Here is a 21453-nt window from a genome sequence, read left to right on the forward strand (position 1 = left end):
CTGTTTTAGATGAAATTAAAAGACTACTTAACAGTCCTGAGATCTGCTTTCCCTTACCAGAGTTACCATTGCTTCCTTTAAAGGAATCGAATAATTAAAGCTCAATACTCTTAATTAGGAAATCATGGGTTGTTCTTGGGGTGATGTGGCTATCTTTTTGCTATAGTGATCACTTGCTTTTGATGTTGGATAGAGCTCTTTTGCTGCTTTTGGGGCATCACTATTTTAAGAATGAGGCTGATCCATTTATAATTCTTGAGTGTAGGATTATTGGTGAGTTTAAATTAGATTAGGACGATTATTAGCTGGCCTTTGATTGGTACGAGATTATTCTAAGACCAACCTGGGCAAAAGAGGGATCTTTTATGGCACTGACTATGGTACAACAATGCAAAGCATGGTTTGAGGCAGGTTTAGACGATAACATTATTAAAATGGTCTATGATCTTGCTAGAGACCAAAAATTTAGTCTTGATAGTCAAGCTGCTATTAACTTGCCGCCAAGTGCTAAGCGCCAAGAACAAATAGATGCTCTTTTTTGGCTGGGTGCTGCTCAAAACCGCCAAGGTGTCAAGCATAATGATCTAACACTGATTAAATCAGGTATTGAGCTGTTGCTACCTTTGTATAGCGAATATTGCGATGATCTAAATTATTTTGTCTCTTTAGCCTTAGCTTTTGAGTACTTGGGACAATATGAGCATGCCTTATATTATCTTTACGAGGCTATGGGACAATTTCCTAAGGTAGCTCATGTTGATGACATGATTGAAAGTGTAGCTGCTAAGCTCAATATTGATGAATGCGACTTTTCCTTTAATAGTAAAGTAAGAGCTGCCTGGCAAGAATTATTAAATAATGTCCCAAGAATCCAAAGCTATTTGGCTATTGTCAATCCTAGCGTAGGCGAACAACAAGCCCTTAAGGATTTGGTAACTAAGCCATTTAGTAATATCTGTAGCTTCTTTGATGTACAGATCCAAACTAAGGTTCAAGATGTTTATTTCTATCTAAGCTGTCATGGCGATGAAAGCTTATTTATAGCTCTTAACCATTGTTTGACTCTCAAGCGAGATGGCTTTCCCAAGAACTGGCACTTTTTAGTCGGTTTAGTTGGTTTAGGAAAAGTAAATCTTGAGGTGGATGAGCTTAATTTTGATAGCGAGCAAACCTGGTGTCGCTTAGAGCTTGCCTCTGAGCATCATGAGTTAAAAGACTCCCGCTTAGCTAACAGTGCATTAGCATTATTAAACAGTAAATTTGACCATCAAAATCATAGTGGTAAGATTGAGCCTACTGTATTAAAACTACAGCCTCAGCAAGCTGTAACAAACAGTGATTGGGCCGCTATAGAAAAGACTAACTTAACCAACAACTTAGGACACAAGAAGGTTGCTTTAGCGCCTGAAAATAATAACTCTAGTCACAGTGAGCACGCTGAGCAAAGCTTGGTTACTAATTTTAATGAAACAGCAGTGCCTAAGAGCAACGATAAAGAGCCTTCTCTTGATTTGAGCCAGCTTGACCATACTTTATTTGCAGATCTTTTTGATGATGATCCTCAAGGACAGTTCAATCCAGAAGATGGCACTTATGAGCCTTCTCTTAGCAGTAATTGCTTTAAATCATTAAACAAAAATTATGTTCTCAAGCTCTATCATCCGCTGCTCTTTACTTGGTTTAAGGCATCCAAAAGCCAGCATCCACTAGTATTAGATCGCATGATGAAAACTCTTAGCAGCTATGCTTTAGGAGAGCTTAATGTGATTGGCCTCTTTGATAAGATCGAAATGGTAAAGCACAAAGAGCCATTATCTTATAAGCTTAGTCAGCTTAGCAGTGTTTTAGAGGCTATGGATATCAATACTATTGACAGCTATAGCAACTATCTGGGCAGTTCCTATATATTAGACAATGCAAAAGGCAAGGATAGTAATAGCTTTCCTTTATTAGACAAGCTAGCCTTACCTTTAAGAGAGAATTTACTCTTTAGTGTACACAACAATGCCCAGCTCTATCACGAGCTCTATCATGAGCCTTGTGATCATAGTGCTATCAACCTACTTTGTGCCCAATGTGTCCCTTTTTATTTTGCCATTAAACGCTCAGATATGATCCGCAGCACCACATCAGACGCTGCTACAGCTACTACCAATGGCCTGGGAGCTAGTGCAGGTGCAGGAGCTACAGCAGGAGCAGGTGCTAAGGCTTGCGCAAGTGCGCAAGCACGAGCTACCGCAGGTGCGGAGGCTTACGCTGATGAAAGTCCTTTGGCGACTATGGAAAAGAAGTCTCAAAGAGATGGTACAATTTTAAGTGCTAATGAAAATACAATTAGCGATGATGACATGCAAAGAGTAACTGAGCTTTTTATTGAGGACTTTACCAATTACATTATTAGTCATGGCTATCAGTATAGCCTGCATTTTATGGGCTATGCACTTAATAAGGACTATGTCTTTATTGATGTCTTAGCCTTTGACTTTAAACTTTGTTTATATGCACTAAGCTCTTATCTAACAGAAAATTACCCTGATGTAATTTCTCTACAAGCTTCGCTGCTAATTAAAGGCAGCACTAGCGCTACCATAGATTTTGTTAAAGAGCTCTAAGATTTTTTCCTTTACTAACTTAAATTGGATTACAAGTTATGCAGTGGTTTATTGCACTAAATAATATTTACGCCCGCAAACTAGACTTGGGCTTATATGATAACTATCTTAATCAGGTTCAAAAATACGTATTAGAAGGCGATCTCAAAGCCAAAGAGTATCTAGAGAAGATTTTTACTAAGTATAACTATACTTGTCAATTTCCTAAAAATGACAAGTTCGTTAAAGATACTCATTACACTCTTCTTTTTTCCAGTGTTGTTGCCGTCTTAATCTATGACAGCGTGGTAACCATTTGTAATTTAACTCCAACTTGTCGCACTATTAATTTTTATGAGCCAATGGGCAATAAAATTGCTGCCAAATTTGAAAACTTGTCTGATGAGGAATTAATTAAGTTATCTTCTATTTTTGAGGATGAAAATCACGTCTCGCTCTCCAGCAAAGATCACAAAAAGGCTCTCGAGCTTATGGAAAATGCTATATCATTGGATACTAGCTTGTTAACCTCTCTTGATCTCGATCATATTGATGATGACTCTAGCGACACTCAGGAGAACATATCTATCTTTTCTGGTTCACAGCAACTGTCAAGTGATTATTTTTTAAATGCTGATGAAATATTAAAAAAACTGCCTAATTTAAATCTTAAAGTTAAAGACTATTTAAAGACCACCTCTTTAGCTGCTGCCAACTCTAATAAGAGACAGAACAAAAAACTTGGCGCTAAAAATGCCAAAAATCAGCAGGCTAATGCTCTTAGTGTAGATTTTGGCTATCGTGTTGCCCCAGATATGCCTTTGAGCTATTTTCAGCCAAGTAACGACGTGGATTATGGTTTTAATATCTTAAAGATCATAGATCTATGTGGCTTGCATGTCCTATTAGTAGCTCAAAGACGCAAATTCTACTTTGATGTTACTGGTCTTGATGAATTTCGTAATAATTACGATATTCTTAAAAAGTTTGATCAAGACAAGCTCGTAGACTTACACGATCAATGTGTTAAAGCATGTCTTGAGTATCAAGTTTACTGTGAACAGGCCAAAGACAAAACTTTTATGTTAGGTGCCTACAACGCCTATATTAAGAGAGCTAATGCTTTTATCAATTATTTGGAGTACCTAAAGAATGTTTATAAGTCTTTTGGCACACTTGCGTTGCAAATTAACCCAGGCTCTGATTGGAGCTCCTCTCGACTATTCTTTGAGTTCTTCCGTATATTTGAAATAGCTTATAAGTTTTGTCTTGCATCTAAAAATCCTAACTGCTTAATGCTGTTAACCAACCGCTCTGCCAAGGCCATAGATTTCTTTAAGTCAAGTGATGTGCAAATCTTAAAGAACTTAAATAGCATTGTTCCAATGACTATTTATCAGGCATGCTCTATGTACAGCTCTTTTTATCAGAGCGTTGAAGACACTCACCCAAGAGTTATCAATTTTAAGACCATTGTAGCTAACATTCTTAACTACTCTAATATTGTCTATCCAACTTCCATTAGCTTGCCTTTTGCTACCAAGTTAGATAACTATACCTATAGTGAAGAGAGCTATAAGTTAGACCTTGATGCCATGTCCGACAGTGACGGCAAACAAGCAGAACTCGAGGCTCGCAAGTATAATTATTTAAGTAAAGAGTTAAAGCTTAACCTTACTCAAAATGAGTATCTTACTTGCTTTAACTACCTATCCTATTGCCTTGATATCCTCAACTATCTACTTTTGATGGTAAGCCTTAATCAGGCCTCATATAAGGGCAATGTGTTATTGTTTAATTGGTATTGCCTCAATGCTGAGGACAACGAAAACGTCTTTAATAGCTATCAAGAGACTATTGCTGAGTATAACTTTACCTCTTTACAGGCCCAACACCTTAACTGCCTTAAGCTCTTAGTTAAGATCATGACCTTAAGTGGTAATTTAAAAGAACTCTATAGTGATAACTATCTTACCAATCTCCTCAAATTAACTAATCTTTATGATGAGGCAAACGAAAGCAAGCTTAAAAAGCGCACTAAGAAGGTAACTCTTAGCCAGAGCGAGCAATTACAACTCAATGAGTTATGTGGTGAGTTTTTACTATCTGCCAAAGATCTATTCCAGAACCTTTATAGTTTTCTCAACGATTACTATGTGCGTTTTCTTTGTTCTTACATTGAAGGTCACGAAAACTTCCGTGCAGACTATCAATATCTATTCACTAATGTTAAGCAGGTTATAAACTTTGCTTACATCTTCATGGATAATATGATTTTACAATTGGATCCAGCCCCATCAGCGCTTAAGCAACACATGGAAGCTCATAGTCAATTGTATGTACAAAACGAGTTTAGCCACACTCTTTATCAAAGAACCAAAGAGTGTGCTTCTATCTTGTTTAACTCCGATATTGCCTTAATTGGTAGGATGTTTAGCTCCTATCTTGCTTACCAAGATAAGACCTCTTTTGACAAGTACTTCGCCCTTATGTGCCCATATTTTAAAGATCGCACTAAGATAGACTACAACTTGATAGGTGTCTTATCCATGTGTCGTTTACAAGAGCTTGATCCTAAGCTTTACTCATCGGTACGTAAAACAGCTTATCAACATCCTATTGTCAGCAACAGCTTGATTTTTGTGATTCTACATTGGTTTGGTACACAGCTCACTAAACTTTATACTGCCTTGCTTTATGAATTTTTTATGAAGCTTAGCAACTATATAGACAAAGATGATGTTGAGCAAGATTTGCCTGAGCTTAACCTACTCTTTAACATCATCTCTAAAGCTATGCTCATTGATAAATTGCAGGATTACATGTACAACTTTAGCGATCAGTGTACCTACCAATCCCTGCCTTGCATCCTGAGCCCAGATCTTAAGGTAATTACAGCTAATTTAACCTCTATGATTGGTATAGTGGTGAAATTTATTGCTAACTATAAGGATAAATTTAAGTCACTCTCCGAACTCAACGACAACAATGTACTTAATAATCAAGTAGACTTTTTACAGCTTTTGCATAACGATCCTATTAAAGCTCTTGAAAAAATCGAAATTCATAATATTAACTACATTGATGAGTGCTTTAGCTTCAGTTCTTTAATTACCCTTAAAGGTAAGGGCGGCAAAGACTTTTTTAGAACTTCTGCCAAAATTTTCAGCATAGAGGATCAATACCCTAAGACTAATCTTAAGATCTTAAGTAATTACTTCTTTGGCCCAGAGTTTAGCCAGTCCATATGTCCTAAAAGCATTTCCGTAGAAGACTTCGATATGGAAGAAGATGAAATTGATTTTTGGGATATTGAATTAGCCAGAGAGCCTTCTTACGACCAATCTTGTGTTGATTTCGTTAAAATCAATATCAGGGTCATTTCTGATGAGGAAATGGGCAAGGTCTTTAGTAATTATCAACCATTTAAGCTTGATGATAATCTTGGTTTAATTTGTACCAAGCCAATGAAGATGGTAGAAAATACTGTAACTTTAAACTATGAGCCTCTGCTTGAGAAATTTAAGACTATTGTTAGTGACGAGCAACTTTATAGCTCTTTTGATCAACCTGAGCTCAAAGCTAGAGTTACCACTCTACCATCAGACGAATCAAGCGCACTAGAGCAGCCATTAGTTAGCGCCGATACTGACGCAGCTGCTAGTGCAGGTGCCGCTACAGACGCTTCTGTGGCTGCTACAGCTACTGCTAGTGCTGATGCTGCTGCCTCTAATGAGGCTAGTGCCGTGTCCAATGCCCAGGAGCAAACAGAGGCTAAGGCTGGGGCAGGCGCTGTGGTGGAGGCAAGCTCTGGTGCTAGTGATAGTGTAGGAACAGGCGCTAGTGCTAGTGTAGATGCAAAAGAGAGCACCCAAGAAAATAGTGCATCTGACAAGAGTGCTAATATCAGCAGCGCACAGCTACCTGAGCTTAAAGCTCACCTCAAGTCTGATGCGGATATAAACGAGCCAAGTAATAATATGAAACCAGCGTCAAGATCACATAACCATGTTAGCTCCAATAAGGCACCTCATAGTGAGGCTAAGGCTAATACCAAGAACGAAATTAAGATTAGAACTACCAAAATGCCTACTGCTAGCGAAATTGAGGCTATGAAGGCGCAGCTTGCTAAAAAGGATAAGCTCAACGAGCTTAATATCCGTGCTCGCTCTAACAAGCTCTTGGAAGTGACCGTAGATGCTATCTTAAAAGGCGTTGTGCTCATTGAAAGCAAAACTCTTAAGAGCGAAAACATCGAAAAAGTTATCCTAGCTATGGCTTTAGAAGAGCTTCATAAGTACGACTTGGGCCCTAAGCTGCATATGTTTGATGATTTAATCAACAAATTTAGCCACATCATTTATGTAGCTACCCAGGCTCAAACTTTACCTGTAGCCAAGCAACAGCTCTTAAATCTCAAGCAAAAATGCCAAGCTGAGCAACTCAAGAGCCAAAAAGAAATTGCCAGCTACAAAAAATAGTCTCTAGCTGGGCTTAAGCCCAGCTAAGACACCAAAACTTGGCTAAGCATGGCTGAGCTTGACTCGGCTAAGCCGAGCCGAGCCGAAACGAGCTTAGCTAAGCTGAGCTGAGCTTGGCTCCTTTTAAAGCTTAGGTCTTCACTCAAGGCCTAGGCTTTATTATTTTTAATCAAGTCGTGATTTGGCATTAGGTTTAAACTATTGGCTTTGCTACAATTAATCAGTTTTGTATATTATTTGTTTTAAGGGGCCTGTTTCTATGAAATGGACAATTGCTCAAGAGGTAATCATTGCTCGTAAGCTTGACTTAGGGCTATATGATCATTTCTTTAATCTATTAGCTAATTACCTCAATAATGGTAGCGAACAAGATAAATCCAAGCTTTGTGATTGGTTTATCCAACATGATGTCCAATTTAGAGCTCCTGCCAAAGTCCTGGTTGACTCTAGGTTAAATTACGCTATTTGCTCCTTTTTTAAAGTTGATAGTGCTTTAGCTCTCTACCAAATACTAGAGGGCACTTCTCTATCTAAACTCAGCACTAATTTGGAGCCTAACCAACAAGCTAAGTTAAATGAGTTAAGCGATGCTCAGTTAACTAAAATTTGTAATGGTAAGATCAACGCCATTATCAAGAATGCTGACTTTAAGAAATTTCTTGGAAATTTATCTTCTGTCCAAGTTTCTGCTTGTGAACCTTACAAAGCAGCTGAAGATTCTCTTATCAACTTTGAATCAACTGCATTTTCCAATCATTATTTAGCAGGCCCTCAAGAGGCAGAGTCTTTAAGATTTAAGTACTCTAAGCTTGCTCTTACTGTAGATTCTTATTTAAACCCTGATAAAGCCAAACCAAATCAGATCAAGGCTACCAGTGCTCACAAAAATCGTGTTAAAAAGAACAAACACAAAGTAGCCAATAAAAATCAGGCCGCTGTAAAAGAGATCAAAGTTCCTACAGGATATCGTGTTGAAGACGATCTCCCTTTTAGCTATTTCCAGCCAAGCAATGATAGTGATTTTGGTTTTAACATCCTTAAAAACATTGATCTATTCGGTCTACACCTTATTTTAGTAGCCCAAAGACGTAAGTTTTACTTCTTTAGTTGCAATAATTCAGAGTTTAGATCCAATTTTCAGGCTCTTGATAGCTTATCAGGCGACACCATTGTTAGCCTCCATAATAAAGCTAAGGATGCCTGTGATGAGTATCAGCAGGCTTATATCGCAGCTAATACTAATGCTAATTGGGAAAGCCGCATTAATTTATTTAAGGCTTATACTAAACGTAATGCCGCTTTAATGGTATATGCTGATTTTTATCAAGATCTTTTTGCTAATTTAATGGCTTACCACTTCCAGATTAGCAGATCAAAATTCTGGATTAATTCTGCGCAATACTTTAACTACAACGATATCTACAACCCACTACTAGCTGCCTTTAGCAATGCCACTAGTGATGCGGCGATGAACTTGTTGTTTGGCAAGGAACTGGATAAAAACGCTCAGGCATTAAAAGGCATTGACACTCAAACTATTAAAAAGATTAATAGTTTTGCCCCTATGACTGTTTATAGTGCTGGCGCTTTCTTTAGCTCTACCTTTGATAGTGTGGAAGATACCCACCCTATGAAGGTTAACTTTGAGCCTTTTGTTTCTAAGGTGCTTAGCTATTATGACAGCTTAGAATACAGCCCACTAGTTTTACCTGCACCTATAGAGGAAGACCCTTATCAAGATAGTAAGGATCTTGGAGCTTTCTTAGAGTATGTTAAGGACAATCCTGTCGAAGCTGGTATTGGTAGCAATCAAACTTTTATGTTTGCTAAAGATGTGGAACTCAATAAGCAGCAAAATGATTGCTTAATGATCTTTTCCTATACCTGCGTCATCATGGACTTGATTCACCGCTATATGTTGGATCTTTTGTCTATGAACGATTCCAGAGGCGGTAATCCAGGCCTATTCAATTGGTATACCTTTAACAAAAATGACTTTGAGGCCATTTACCCTCAATATCAAGAATTGCTAAATAGCCCACTACTCCAAGATTTGTTGTCCTCTCACAACAAATTACTAGAGCTTATTATTCTGATTCAAGACCTTTTGGGCGCTAGCGATGAGCTTTATAATGATAAATATTTTGCCTTAGTACTCAAACTAACTGACAATTATGACGAAGAGTTGGCTAGTGCTATTACTAATGGTAGTTACGCCTCCTCAGACCATACTATTAGCGATAAAGAGCAGCTTATCATTGATAAGGCTTGTGCTAACTTTATTAAAGAAACACGAGTCTTTATCTCTCATGTGCAAGCTTTTTATGAGCATCCTTTCCCTGTACTTAACGAGCTCTTATCAAAGCTTACCGATGTCTATAAGCACCACTATAGATTTAAAGCTATGGCTAGCTTGCAACTGTCCTTTGTAATTGATACTTTATCCAGACTTGTAGTTGCAAAGTTGAAAACAGTGCCTGCTGATTTATCTATGCTTAAAGATGAGTCCGATCATACCTCTTTAGAATTAAAGGACAAATTCTATAGCTCTATTCGTGATATGCTTAACTTTGTTCAAAACAGGGTACTCAATTCTATTATTGGCGCTAATAAACCATACTGGTGCTACTTAGAGCCAGAACGCTTTAAGAAGTACTGGCCTATCACTAGTCAATTTAATGCTATCGGCCATATATTCAACTCCAATTTAATCAGCTTGTATGGCATGATACGTTGCAATCATCTCAATGAATTTTCCAATGATGACGAAATGCGAGAGCTATATAGCAATCGTCTCATTTCTAATAGCATTTGCATTACTTTATCCTCAGTTATTGGAGAACTGATCGATGGCTTGTATAACACTTTAGTGTGCTACTTATTTAAGTTTATTCAAGTTATAAGGCTCGCAGCCATCCAAGAACATCACATTATTGTTGATTACTTGATCTATACCATTAAGCAAGCACATCTTATGCCTCAGCTGACATCAAAAATGGATGTGCTAAAGTCTGTTACCAATAACGATATTAATTTGGTTGAGAGCGAAGATTTCAAAGACTTTTTACAAACTGCTTTAAAGTTAATGAAGCCTTTAGTTTTATTGACTTTCAAGACCCAAAATCTTGGTGATTTAACTAAATATATTTCTTATGACTATGCCCTTTGTAATGCTAAAGCAATTAAGCATCTATTAAGCGATCCTTATGATTTTATAAGCAATATCAATATTAAGTACTTTGAATCAAGAACTGTCGCTTCTGAGATGGGGCATATGGTAGCTATACACCCAGACTACGACAAAGATTGTTTCTATTCACCACAGAATCTCGGTCAACTTCGATACTTTCTAGTTCATAATAATTTAGAACCAGTTTGCGAATCATTTTTTGGTAAAGAAATTACCCACGCACTTGTCACTACCCATCTAGATCCTGATGTAGACTTATCTCCTATTATGAGTGATTATCAATGTGATAAAGGAACTCTGCGCTGGGTCTTAAACAACTGTCAACAACTACATGACGAACAAGTCAATGCAGAACTGATGGCTATTGATTTATCCAAGCCAAATAAAACAACTGCGCTTGATCAGTATGATTCAGACCAAGACCTTGATCTTTTTGATGAAAATTTTGAAGAGCAATATTATGGTGATTTTGATTTATCTGACTTCTCTTCATTATTAGATGAACAAAAACTTGTTGATCTCAAACTCACTCAAGCAGATGTCAATCTGATGTTCTGTTATCTTGTATCAAGTGCTAATACACTTTTACGTAATTTCTATTACGCTTTTGAGAATAATTTATCTCTTTCAGACTTAAAAAAGATTGCAGCAAACGACCAAAATCGGATTGATCAATCTTTTGCGTACGTAAAAGCCTTTAAAGAAATTAAACAATCAATATCTCAACTGTACAAAGACCTTATTATTTTGTACCACACTAACCTGTTAGTAAAAGACAATAAAGAAGTTGCTGATGAGATTAAACATATTTTAAGCGACACTTTTACTAAGATGAATGAGGCGAATTTAGCTAATATCAAAATTAGCAACCCTAAAGATTTGTTCTATATGCTTGTAACTGATCGTGCCTGTCCAATAGCAAAGATGGCTCAAGACAAATGGAACAATTACAACTTCGAGCAGGAGTTATTGAAGTATTTGACTTCTAAGAAAAATACTTTCAGCCTTGAGGATACCCTCCTTTATGTTAATACTTTGGTAACACTTAATAGTGGCTTTCTCAATAACTTGCAAGAGACCATCAAAGCAAATCAAGCCCGCATGACCCAAACCCAATTTGGTGAAATGATTGATAATATTGTATCTTATACTTGTTCTAATGCCGTTCCACAAAATATGACCCCTATTTTGTCAATACCTGAGTACAAGCAATTTATTGAGATCAATGTTTTTGCAGTATTGAATGCTTATCAGTTCTTATCCCAGGAGGAATTAAAGCACGACGATACTTATATGGAAAAGCTCATTTCAGACTTTATCGATATGATATCCTCTGCTAGTGTTCAGTATGAGATGAAAAGCTCTGGTTCAATGTTAAATACTATTAAGAAAATTAAAAGATATCTTGATTTAGATCTCAATAATATTGAGGATGTAGATAAAGGTTCTTTTGAGTTTTTCACCTTAACTAACAATCATTTAAGATACACGAGTGCTCAGAAAAATTTAGCTGTGGGATTAATGTTAGGCTTTGCTGATGTACTCAGCCTTGCTGATGATTCATTTAAAGATATCAAAGCATCTATTAAGGAAGCTCAAGCAGATTTAGCTAAAATGAAGGCTGAGCACTCCCGCTCCTTTGCTAAAAAGGCTGAGACCGCTGTAGATCCAACTGAGGCTAAGGTTGAGGTAGAAACCGAAGCTAAGCCAAAGGCTAAGACCACCCGCTCTAAGGCCAAGAAGGCTGATGCCCCTGTAGAGCCTATTGAGGCTATCGTTGAGGGAGAAACCGAAGCTAAGCCTAAAGCTAAGGCCACCCGCTCTAAGACCAAAAAGGCTGAGACCCCTGTAGAGCCTATTGAGGCTAAAGTTGAGGGAGAAACCGAAGCTAAGCCAAAGGCTAAGACCGCCCGCTCTAAGGCCAAGAAGGCTGAGGCCCCTGTAGAGCCTACCGAGGCTATGGTTGAGGTAGAAACCGAAGCAAAGCCAAAGGCTAAGACTACCCGTTCCAAGGCTAAAAATGCTGCGGTAGAGCCTATTGAGGCTAAGGTTGAGGTGGAAACCGAGGCTAAGCCTAAGGCTAAGACTACCCGTTCCAAGGCTAAAAATGCTGCGGTAGAGCCTATTGAGGCTAAGGTTGAGGTGGAAACCGAGGCTAAGCCAAAGGCTAAGACCACCCGCTCCAAGGACAAGAAGGCTGAGGCCACTGTAGAGCCTATTGAGGCTAAGGTTGAGGTAGAGACCGAGGCCAAGCCTAAAGCAAAGACTACCCGCTCTAAGGCTAAGAAAGCTGAGGCTGCGATAGAGACTACTGAGGCTAATCCTAAAGCTAAGAATACCCGTTCCAAGGCCAAAAAGACTGAGGCTGCTGTAGAACCTACTGAGGCTAAGCCAAAGGCTAAGAGCACTCGCTCTAAGACCAAGAAAGCTGATGATTAGCTTAAAGTAAAGTTCTTTGAAAGTTTTTAATTAAGATTAAAGCTTAGGTCTTGGAATGAGGCCTAAGCTTTTTTCTTTTTGGCTCTTATGTTTGCCTTAAATGATATATTTGTCAGTTAGCCTTTGCCCTCCATAAGGGAGTGGGCTACTGGTCGTTTAGCTGAAATTACTTAAAGTTGGTATTAGGGTCGCAATATATTCTTTAACGATCTTACCTGTATTTGGTTTGGTGTTAGTTTGCGGCTTTGCTACAATTGATGCGGTATTGTATTTGATTTGTTTTAAGAGGCCAATTCTATGAAATGGACAATTGCTCAAGAGGTAATCCTGGCTCGTAAGCTTGATTTAGGGTTGTATGATGATCTTTTTGATCACCTATTTAACTACCTAAATAATGGCAGTGATCAGGCAAAATTAGCCCTTCAAGAATTGTTTGTCCAATATAATCTCAACGTTGACTTTACCTCTGCTTCTAACAAGCAGTTTGATTATAAGTTAATGAGTGCTATTAGATCTTTGCTACAGACTGATAGTGCTCTTACTCTCTTTAAACTCATAGAAGGCACTGATCTCCTTGAGAACAGTAATAGCCTAACCGCTTTGCAGCATGCTCAGTTTAATGAGTTCAGTGTTGCACAATTATGCGAAATTGACTCTATTGTTGATAAATCTGGGCTCTTAAACAGCGAAGATTTTAAAAACTTTGTTTCTACCTTACAGCTAGATAAAACTTCTGTTTGCGAACCTTTCCAAATAGAGTCTGCTTGTTTTAAAAACTTTGATCCAGGCTCATTTTATAATCATTACTTAGCAGGCCCTCAAGAGGCTGATTCTGTTAAGTTTAAATTCTCTAAGCTTACTCTTACTGTAGCTTCTTATTTAAACCCTGATAAGGCTAAAGCAAATCAGAATAAAGCTACTAGCGCCCACAAAAATCGTGTTAAAAAGAACAAACACAAAGCTGCCAATAAAAATCAGGTCGCTGCTAAAGAGCTAAAAGTGCCTACAGGATATCGTTTTAAGGACGATCTCCCTTTTAGCTATTTCCAGCCAAGCAATGATAGTGATTTTGGTTTTAACTTGCTTAAAAACATTGATCTGTTTGGTCTTCACCTTATTTTAGTAGCCCAACGACGTAAGTATTACTTCATTAGTAGCAACTATAGTGAGTTTAGATCCAATTTTCAGGCTCTTGACTCCTTGTCATGCGACGCTATTGTGCACCTTCATAATAATGCCACTGTTGCTTGTGATAAGTATCAGCAGGCTTATACCGCAGCTAATACTGATGCTAATTGGGAAAATCGCATTAATTTGTACAAAGCCTACATAAAGCGTAATGCTGCTTTAATGGAGTATGCTGATTATTATCAGGAGCTTTTTGCAAACCTAATGGTATACCAAAAGCAAATTAGTGAGTATAAGTTCTGGATCGATGCCTCTCAATACTTTAACTACAACGATATCTACAACACTCTTCTAGCTGTATATACCGATACTACTAGCGATAATGTTTTGCTATTGTTGTTTGGCAGAGAGCTAAATAAAAGCATTCAAGCATTAAAAGGTCTTGACACTCAAACTATTAAAAAAATTAATAGCTTGGCTCCTATGACTGTTTATAGTGCTGGCGCTTTCTTTAGCTCTACCTTTGATAGCGTGGCTGATACCCATCCTATGAAGGTAAACTTTGAACCTATGGTTAATACGGTTCTTAGCTACTATAAGAACATTGACTATAGTCCAATGGCTTTACCAGTACCTATAGAAGATGCCCCTTTTAAAGACAGCAATGATTTCGTAGCATACTTACAATTTGCTAAAGACAATCCTTATGTGTCAGATGAGGACAATCAATTAGCCTTAATTATTGAAAAGGACATGAAGATTGATAAGCATCAAAGTGATTACCTCATGATCTTTGCCTATACCTGCATGATCATGGACTTTATTCACCGCTATGTTTTAGATCTTTTGTACCTCGATACTTACAGCAAAGGCAATCCATGTCTATTCAATTGGTTTACTTTCAATGATGACGACTTTGAGGCCATTTACCCTCAATATCAACAAATACTTGATAGCCAATTGATTACTGACTTGCACTCATCTCACAATAAGTTAATGGAGCAGATTATTCTGTTTCAGGATCTTATTGGCGCTTCGGATGAGCTATATACTGATAAGTATTTTGCTTTAATGCTCAAACTAACTGGCAATTATGACAAAGAGCTAGCTAGTGCTATAGCTAATGGCAATTATGCCCCATCAGATCATACTATTAGTGCTAAAGACCAGATTCTTATTGATAAGGTTTGTACAAACTTCCTTAAAGAAATAAAAGTCTTTATGACTCATGTTAGAGCCTTTTATGATCATCCTTTCCCTGTGCTTAATGAGCTCTTAAATAAGGTGCCTGAGTCTTGTAAGCAAAGATTTAGAGTGAAAGGCTTATATACCAATACTCTAGCTTTAGCTATTGATAATTTATCTAGAATTCTAGTTTCAGAATTTAAAACTGTGCCATCAGATTTATCGAATCTAAAAGATGAGCATGAGATTAGCTCTTTAGAGTTAAAGCACAAGTACTATGCCTCTGTTCATGATGTTCTTACCAATGTCTATAATAGAAAGCTCAATAAGGTTATTGCCTGTTATCTGCCACACTGGTGCTACTTAGGTCAAGAGAACTTTAAAAAGTTCTGGCCTTATACTGGCGCTTATTGCCCTGACACCGATGTGGTTCGTGGCAACTTAATTGGCTTGCTTAGTATTGTTCGTTCTTATTATGTAAATGACTCTTTAAATAAGGATGACATTAAAGTTCTTCTTAGCAATCGTTGTGTTGCTAACAGCATTTGCATTGGTTTATCAACATCCATTAAATGTATTGTTGAAAGTATCTTTAGCTCATTGATTATTGTATTCTTCAAGTTTATTGATAGTTCGCAAAAAAGATTCTTAGAAGACAATGAAGTTGATGTTGCTTACTTGGTGTATATCCTTAAGCAGGCACAAACTATTCCTCTTTTGGACTCCAAGGTTTCTGTATTATCATCCACTACTAATAATGATCTTGATTTGGCTACAAGCGAAATTTTCAAGGAGCTTTTACAAACTGCTTTAAGTTTACTTAAGCCTATTGCTCACTTTGTAGTCACAAACATAGCGTGGGACGAATTCAATTATCTTCTAAAAGATAATTACGTTTTATGTAATGCAAGAGCAATTGAGCATCTTTTAAGAGATCCTTATGATTTCATAAGTAATTGCAATATTGAACACTTTAATGAGATCGTTAAGTCTATTAACGATGAAGAAGCGCAAGAAATAGTATCTGTTCATCCAGACTACTCACCTTACTGCTTTAAGCTATCTCCAGCTGTAAACGAGACTAAACACTTTGGTTTGCTTGAGAACTGTGACCGTCTTGCCAATTTATTTTGGGATCCAAAAATTACTGAGTTACTCCTCACTGAGCCACGACAGCAACTACTCATGAGTGCACATGAGCATTTGGGAGCAAACTTCATTCATATGATAAAAATGTATGAATGCGATAGGGACAACCTAAATTGGGTCTTGCATAATTGTAATGATCTTAGCTCTGATATTGTTAACGAGCAGATGAAGAGTATTGATTTGTCTGAGGACGGCTATAGCTACCAGGCATATTTAAACTCTAATTTTAAAAATAAGTTCCATTCATCTGATGAAAGCTCAGAGTCTGAGCAACACATTAATGATAGTATTGATGATATGCTTGATATTGGTTTCAGTAAATATATCCATAATATTTTATCTAATGTTGTTAATCAGGGTCATTCAAAAGCTCAATTAAATATGATATTGTGCTATTTGGGCTCAACTCTCAATACATTATTACGTAACATAGAGCACGCTCTTAAGCATGATTTATCTTCTAAGCAATTTGCAAAACTTATGGCACAAGCACAAAAGGATCTTGATCAAACTTTTATTATTGATAAGGATCTGCGCCAGATCAGAAATGCAGTACCATTATTGCAACATGCCTGCTTTAATAGTTTCAACACTATCATGTCCGCCTCTGATAATAACTATGCTTTCAACAGGCTTCTTAAGGCGCATACTTTTACTTTAGAGATGTGTATAGAGAAAGCGCTCAATCAGATGGATATCGATGCTATTCCAGACTTTTTTGATGTTTTGCTTAAGAATCGCTCCTACACTATTGCCAATATGTCTCAAGATCAGTTGAATAGTTTTAATTTCGCTGTAACTTTAGATGAATATTTGTACTCGGAATACAATACCTATAGCGTTGATGAAAATCTCCAATATATTGACACTTTAATAAGAGTCAATATGTTGGTTGAAGCTTTTATCGATGACGAGTTTATAGATAGCTTATCAGATCTTACCAGAGATGAATTCCTTCATATTGTTGAAATGATGACAAATAAGGCTTGCACTGAATTTACTTCGCCACATCTTACCTCTATTTTATCCATACCTCAGTACAAGCAAATCATTGATATGAATATTTATGCATTATTAAATGCATATGATATGTCTCATGATAATGTAGGGCCTATTCCTGTAAGTATTATGCCTGTCTTGATTATCACAGAATTTTCTGTATGTAGTGTCAAGTATGAGATATGTCATTCTGATAAACACAAGGCTATCAAGGCTATATCGGAAAAAATGCAAAAGTTTGCTGCTTTAGATCCTAATGATTACATCACTAATGATGAGGTTGAAGATGTAAACTTTGCTATTAAGCATATCAAGTACAAAGCTGCCAGTGAATCACCAGCTATTCAACTGCTTTTACAATATGATTCTTTCGACGATGTTATTAACCACTTTACAAAAGGTTTCCCAGCAAAATCCAAGGCTAAGACTACCCGCTCTAAGGTTAAGAAGGCTACAGCCCCTGTAGAGCCTATTGATGCTAAGGTTGAGTTGGAAACTGAGGCTAAGCCAAAGGCTAAGACCACCCGCTCTAAGGCCAAGAAGGCTGCGACTTCTGTAGAGCCTACCGAGACTAAGGTTGAGGTGGAAACTGAGGCTAAGCCAAAGGCTAAGACCACTCGCTCTAAGGCCAAGAAGGCTGAGGCTCCTGTAGAACCTACTGAGGTTAAAGTTGAGGCAGAAACCGAGACTAAGCCAAAAGCTAAGGCCACCCGCTCTAAGGTTAAGAAGGCTGCGACTCCTGTAGAGCCTATTGAGGCTAAAGTTGAGGGAGAAACCGAGGCTAAGCCAAAAGCTAAGACCACTCGCTCCAAGGCCAAGAAAACTGAGGCCCCTGTAGAGCCTACCGAGGCTAAGGTTGAGGTGGAAACTGAGGCAAAGCCAAAGTCTAAGACCACCCGTTCCAAGGCTAAAAAGTCTGAGGCCCCTGTAGAGTCTATTGAGGCTATCGTTGAGGTGGAAACCGAGGCTAAGCCAAAGTCTAAGACCACCCGTTCCAAGGCTAAAAAAGCTGAGGCACCTGTAGAGCCTATTGAGACTAAGGTTGAGATGGAAACTAAGGCTAAGCCAAAGGCTAAGACCTCTCGCTCTAAGGTTAAGAAGGCTGAGGCCACTGTAGAGCCTATTGAGGCTAAGGTTGAGGTAGAAACCGAAGCTAAGCCAAAGGCTAAGACTACCCGTTCTAAGGCTAAAAAGGCTGCGGTAGAGCCTATTGAGGCTAAAGTTGAGGTGGAAACTGAGGCTAAGCCAAAGGCTAAGACCTCCCGCTCCAAGGTTAAGAAGGCTGAGACTCCTGTAGAGCCTATTGAGGCTAAGGTTGAGGTGAAAACCGAAGCTAAGCCAAAGGCTAAGACCACTCGCTCTTCTAAGGCTAAGAAAGCTGAGGCTTAATTAAAGGCTTTGGTAGTTAATATTAATTAGGAATTGAAAGCTTAGGTCTTGGTATGAGGCCTAAGCTTTTTTATTTCGCAAGGTAAGATGGCTATAGTAGATTTTTGGCAGGTGGAGGCAATGGTAATGGTCAGAATGATTGCTAATCTTGCACCAGCTCTCCTGTAATTAAATCAACGCTTTTGCTATAGGCACTGTATACCTGATAGTAGACTGTTGTGAGGCCTCTACGCTTAAACACACGTCGCCAGATTGATAGGGCTAGAGTTAAATCCCAGGCAATGAAATCTAAATAGCCATATTTAAGGTCGTGAGCTTGTCCTATAAGGGTCATATAGTAATGAGAGTGCTCTTGCTCAATTTCTTTAGTTAAGCTTAGTAGCAAGCTTTCAGTGTTGGTTTGGTCTTGGTCTTGGTCTTGGTCTTGAGGGATAGGAAAATACAAAAACACAGCTACAGCACCATTATCGGTTAAGTCGTATAGCTTTCCATCTTCATTTTCAAGATAGCAAGATAGTAATTCTTCAAGGTAGGTTTGCCCATACACCGTTCCTTGCCTTGGATTATGGATAATATCAACGTCAGCGTTAAAACTATAAGAGATTAGTTGTGTACTTAGCACCTCGTTAAAGCTTAAATCATTACTGCTTAGTTTGCCCATTAAATAAGTAAAAAGCTCATCTAAACGACAGCTTAATGGTTCATTTAAAGGCTCTTTGGAGACTTTAATATTAGCAATGGCTCTTAAGGTTAGCATTTGCCCCAGCTGCAAACTTACAGCATAGCTTATGATGCCCTCCACTTTTTGAGGATCAATATTGAGGATAGGCAGCAACTTTTCAGCAAAGATGTTGAGCTCAAATTGCCCATTATTTACCTCAACTAAATAGCAGTATAGTTCATGAGCAGCAATTTCCTCTCCATCAAACATCATTATCAAACTATTAGGATCCCAAGCGGGAGCGGAGGCGGGCGCTCTACCCAAATTAAGCTGCCAATTTTGCTTTAATTCCTCAGGCATGCAAGACTCAATAAAGTTAAGCTCAAAAAGCTTTAGCACCGATAAATCATTGTCAAACTCTATGAAATAGCGGCCATTATTTTGGTAGATGGTACCTTCTATGTTCTTAATTACAGGATTGAAGATTGTGTAAAAAATAGTTTGCGCTTCATCGTAAAGATCACTACTAGTACTGTCTTGGAGCAACTCTCTAAGTTTGCCCTCTACTTTAGCAAAGTCTGACCAAGCCTTTTTAGTATGCTCTAAGAATGTTCCTGCATACAAAAATGCCGAAGCTTGGTTTGTTGCATCCTCAATAAAGGCATGGGCATCTTGTAAAAAACTTTGATTGACTTGTCCATCAGAACAAGAGGCCAACACCTTGTGGAAATATGGCAAAGAGCGCAGTTCTTGCTCTAACAAGAAATAGCATACTCCCACATGAAACAACCAGTTAACATCATTTTGCAACTGTTCTTCGTGCTTAAGATAAAGGTTGAGCGCTTGTTTTATTTGCTCTTTTCTATCCTTGAGCGTCTGACAGCGCTCAGCTTGACGCAAGTAAGCAAACGCAAGTCTTACATCCTCTTGAGAGCTTCTTTGGCTGCTAGGAATAGCTTCCAGAGCCTTAATCTCACTGGCAATATTACCTTGGCTAAACAATTTGCTAAGATTACTAAAGAAGCCCATATTAACTTACCCTTGGTTGCTCTACCAATTAAAACTGGTCAAGTGAGTGTTTGCGCCTTAATCGCAATCCATCCAGACCATATGTTTGCCACAGTGCAGACATTTGAAAAGATAGCATTGTAATGAGCCGCCATTAACCGAAGTTTTAATTAAATCTTTTTCCTCCTCAGACCACTGTGGATCATCCAAGACCTCATCTAATACTCCCAGAGCTTTGAGCTCGGCTGCTCCTACATAGCCTATAAAAGCGCAAAAATCTCCACAGTGTGAGCGCCAATATTCTTGCTGCCAGCCACTATAGCCAGGAGTGCGATGGATAAGCTCATCAACTTTCTCAGCATCAAGAACTTCGGATTCTAAACAACCATCATCTTGAAAATCACCATCAAACTTTTTAGCAGCAGCACCAGAGGCTATACAATTAGGACAAAGATAGTTGATGTCGTCAATTGCGTAAAATGGACCATCGTAGTAAATATGGGTGGAACAGCCGCAGCAATCACAAACAACAGCATATTGAGCTTGAGTGAAAGCCCCTGTAGCTAAAGGATTAGGATGATATTTGAAAAATGGCAAATCCAACGATTTGAGCTTTTCTAACACTAAAGCTTGTTCACTGTCAGTTAGAGGACGGGGTAAGGCATAGTAATTACCTACCTTATCGGCCTCTTCTTTTAAAACAGCCAGACGCTTAAGGATTTTGCGATCTTGCTTGTTGGCTATGCTTAATAAGAGCTCATAGGCATCTTTTTTGAGCCTTAAAATTTCCAAAACATCATAAAGAACTATTAAGGCAGCTTCACTGTGATCAGCTTCGAGCTCTTCCTTAAAAAGATAAAGAGCTCTTACAACATCACTAGCACCATCTTGCTCTTCAAACTGCCGCTTTAATTCAATATAACGCTGTCTAAAAGTATCCATAGTTCCTTCCCTCCTTTGACCACGCATCACCCCTAGCCCAATAAAGCCATTATCTAATTAGGCTTAAGCTATCTTATGGCTGCTTTGTAGGGCTCTTTTGGCCCTTTAGGCCTTTACTAGCTTAATGTAGAAGCTAAAGCTTGAAAAACTAATACTTATGGCCTTATAGTAAACGACATAAATAATTAGGTAATAAATAAGCTTAGTACTACATTCATGTTAAAATAGTTTTAGGTATAGCTCAATATAGTCTCTTAACATGAAAGTACGTAAATTTAAAACTGATATTGA

Annotated in this window: 6 protein-coding genes; 4 read left to right on the plus strand and 2 right to left on the minus strand. The window is 38.1% G+C overall.

Features of this window, described 5'->3' with window-relative positions; genetic code table 11:
* The first annotated feature begins 365 nt into the window (after window positions 1-365).
* From MXE38_RS09400 to MXE38_RS09415, 4 genes are all read left to right on the plus strand, one after another.
* Window positions 366-2612: a hypothetical protein gene (locus MXE38_RS09400; RefSeq protein WP_246914201.1), complete on the plus strand. Its 2247-nt coding sequence runs from the start codon at window positions 366-368 to the stop codon at window positions 2610-2612.
* 38 nt (window positions 2613-2650) lie between these two features.
* Entirely contained in the window at window positions 2651-7072 is a 4422-nt protein-coding gene (locus tag MXE38_RS09405) for a hypothetical protein (protein ID WP_246914203.1), read from the plus strand.
* A 259-nt stretch (window positions 7073-7331) separates the two neighbouring features.
* A complete protein-coding gene (locus tag MXE38_RS09410; RefSeq protein ID WP_246914205.1) occupies window positions 7332-12701 on the plus strand; it encodes a hypothetical protein in 5370 nt (1789 codons plus the stop codon).
* Window positions 12702-12998: 297 nt separating this feature from the next.
* Window positions 12999-18551, plus strand: coding sequence for a hypothetical protein (locus tag MXE38_RS09415; protein ID WP_246914207.1), 5553 nt, complete (start codon window positions 12999-13001; stop codon window positions 18549-18551).
* A 142-nt stretch (window positions 18552-18693) separates the two neighbouring features.
* Here MXE38_RS09415 and MXE38_RS09420 read toward each other — a convergent pair whose 3' ends face one another.
* On the minus strand, window positions 18694-20241 hold the full coding sequence (locus MXE38_RS09420) for a hypothetical protein (RefSeq protein WP_246914209.1): 1548 nt from the start codon (window positions 20239-20241) through the stop codon (window positions 18694-18696).
* 57 nt (window positions 20242-20298) lie between these two features.
* Complete coding sequence (locus tag MXE38_RS09425) at window positions 20299-21162, minus strand: CbrC family protein (protein ID WP_246914211.1); 864 nt, start codon at window positions 21160-21162, stop codon at window positions 20299-20301.
* Window positions 21163-21453: the final 291 nt, after the last annotated feature.

The organism is Anaerobiospirillum sp. NML120448, assembly GCF_023050945.1.
Classification (GTDB): domain Bacteria; phylum Pseudomonadota; class Gammaproteobacteria; order Enterobacterales; family Succinivibrionaceae; genus Anaerobiospirillum.

Bases quoted from the DNA above. Each gene is read 5' to 3' on its own strand.
- MXE38_RS09405 (WP_246914203.1), top strand. From the start codon at position 2,651: ATGCAGTGGTTTATTGCACTAAATAATATTTACGCCCGCAAACTAGAC.
- MXE38_RS09420 (WP_246914209.1), bottom strand. From the start codon at position 20,241: ATGGGCTTCTTTAGTAATCTTAGCAAATTGTTTAGCCAAGGTAATATT.
- MXE38_RS09425 (WP_246914211.1), bottom strand. From the start codon at position 21,162: ATGGATACTTTTAGACAGCGTTATATTGAATTAAAGCGGCAGTTTGAA.
- MXE38_RS09415 (WP_246914207.1), top strand. From the start codon at position 12,999: ATGAAATGGACAATTGCTCAAGAGGTAATCCTGGCTCGTAAGCTTGAT.
- MXE38_RS09410 (WP_246914205.1), top strand. From the start codon at position 7,332: ATGAAATGGACAATTGCTCAAGAGGTAATCATTGCTCGTAAGCTTGAC.
- MXE38_RS09400 (WP_246914201.1), top strand. From the start codon at position 366: ATGGCACTGACTATGGTACAACAATGCAAAGCATGGTTTGAGGCAGGT.